This is a genomic window from Bacillus sp. 05T31, from assembly GCF_056396725.1.
Map to the genome: position 1 here is coordinate 1 of NZ_JBFTMA010000853.1, position 1,599 is coordinate 1,599.

At 37.7% G+C, this 1,599-nt stretch carries 3 protein-coding genes and 1 pseudogene; all 4 read left to right on the forward strand.

Annotated features, from left to right (window positions below; translation table 11 throughout):
- The coding region (locus AC1DJR_RS29185; protein WP_477004164.1) for a hypothetical protein at positions 1 to 213 on the forward strand (213 nt) is incomplete at its 5' end.
- Between the two features lie 23 nt (positions 214 to 236).
- Positions 237 to 434 carry a hypothetical protein gene (locus AC1DJR_RS29190; RefSeq protein ID WP_477004165.1) on the forward strand — a complete coding sequence of 66 codons (198 nt, stop codon included), beginning with the start codon at positions 237 to 239 and terminating at the stop codon, positions 432 to 434.
- 123 nt (positions 435 to 557) lie between these two features.
- Positions 558 to 986 (forward strand): phBC6A51 family helix-turn-helix protein, encoded by a 429-nt coding sequence (locus tag AC1DJR_RS29195; RefSeq protein ID WP_001086032.1) that lies wholly within the window; start codon positions 558 to 560, stop codon positions 984 to 986.
- 16 nt (positions 987 to 1,002) lie between these two features.
- Positions 1,003 to 1,599 (forward strand): annotated as a pseudogene (locus AC1DJR_RS29200) (hypothetical protein); the annotation flags it as partial.

Below are 1,599 nucleotides of genomic sequence, written 5' to 3' on the forward strand. Positions count from 1 at the left end.
ATGAAAAAACATTCCCGATTAGGAAAAATAATGGTTGGCTTTGGATCAATCCTAGTATTTTGGGGACTTGTTATGCTTAATGTGATTAACGGGCTTAATATATTTGGAAATGTAAATAAAATGTTATCATTTGTTGTTCTTATTACCGGAATAGTTTGTTGCATTGCATCTAACTTTTTTAAAGAATCTAAAGGGTCTTCTAACAAAATATAGATATAGTTTAAGGGGAGCTAAAAATGAAAGATGTATATGAGGGATTGAGATATTTTGGTTTTATGTGTGTATTCATGTTTAGCATAGGTTTTATTTTTCGTTGGATTTTTCGTGATGTAATTGCACTAGAACAATTACTTGGTTTGAGTATAGGAATTATCACTTTAATAATGACGTTTTTTATAAAGCGATGTAGTAGAGAATTACATAATGATTGTTAATCTACGTTTGTTTTTATAGTTTTTACAGAGTAAGGTGGGGTTATACAAAATATACGAATTTTARGGCAATCGATACTAAATCGGTTGCCTTTTTCTATTTCACAAAGAAAGGGGAGCAAAACAATGGCAAAGTTAGACGAGTTAAAACAAAAACTCACGGCCAAACAAATTCAAGCCGCGTACTTACTTGTAGAAAACGAGTTAATGGAGTCGAACAACGAGGAAAAAAGGACGCAAGATGAAATGGCGAACGAGCTCGGTATAAATCGGACAACGCTTTGGGAGTGGCGAACTAAGAACCAGGACTTCATCGCATTCAAGAGTGAAGTGGCCGATAGTTTTCTCGCAGAGAAGCGTGAGCAGGTGTACAGCAAGTTAATGCAGTTAATTTTAGGGCCGCAACCGAGTGTAAAAGCTATGCAATTGTATATGCAGCGATTCGGTTTACTGACTGATAAGAAAGTAATCGAGGGTGATCTAGGAAATGCGACCCGTACAAATGCGGAAATCGAAGAACAGCTTCAGAAATTAAAAAAATTGACAGGCGAGTAAAAGGAGGGCGGGCTACATGGCATATATAGACGGTAAATGGTTAGCCCGTCAAGAACGTCAGGAACGTATTAATCTTGTAGCAGAAAGAGCGAAGAAATTACAGGAGCTGTACGAAACTGGTGAGGCTACAGAATATTACATGGATACACTACTTGCTGACATCGATGAGTTAGAAAAGTTAAAAAGGGTGCACCGTGGAGAACATGACATGCTGTACTTCATGTATGAGTATTTCTCTGAAGAAGGGAATCCGGGCAATCCTGACAACTTAATTCCAGCTGGAGTAGCGATGGAAGATGCAGCAGAGTTTCACCAAACGTTATGTGGGCTATTAGATGACATCACAACAGGTAAGGAGAAAAAGAAAAAAGTAGCTTGGAGTGTAGGTCGTGGTCATGCAAAAACCGCTTACCTGAGTAACGGTTATTTGTGTCATCAAGTCGTGTATCGATTAAAGCAGTATATTGTTTTAATTTCTGAAACATCTGATGTAGCTGGTGACTTTATATCTTGGGCGCGTGATCAGTTAAAGTACAACGAAAAACTACGTGAGGATTTCGGCATTCTATTGCATGAGCAAAAAAGCCGAAATGAAGTAGATAACGATAAAGAG

Coding starts and splice junctions, on each gene's coding strand:
- AC1DJR_RS29190 (WP_477004165.1), top strand. CDS start 237: ATGAAAGATGTATATGAGGGATTGAGATATTTTGGTTTTATGTGTGTA.
- AC1DJR_RS29195 (WP_001086032.1), top strand. CDS start 558: ATGGCAAAGTTAGACGAGTTAAAACAAAAACTCACGGCCAAACAAATT.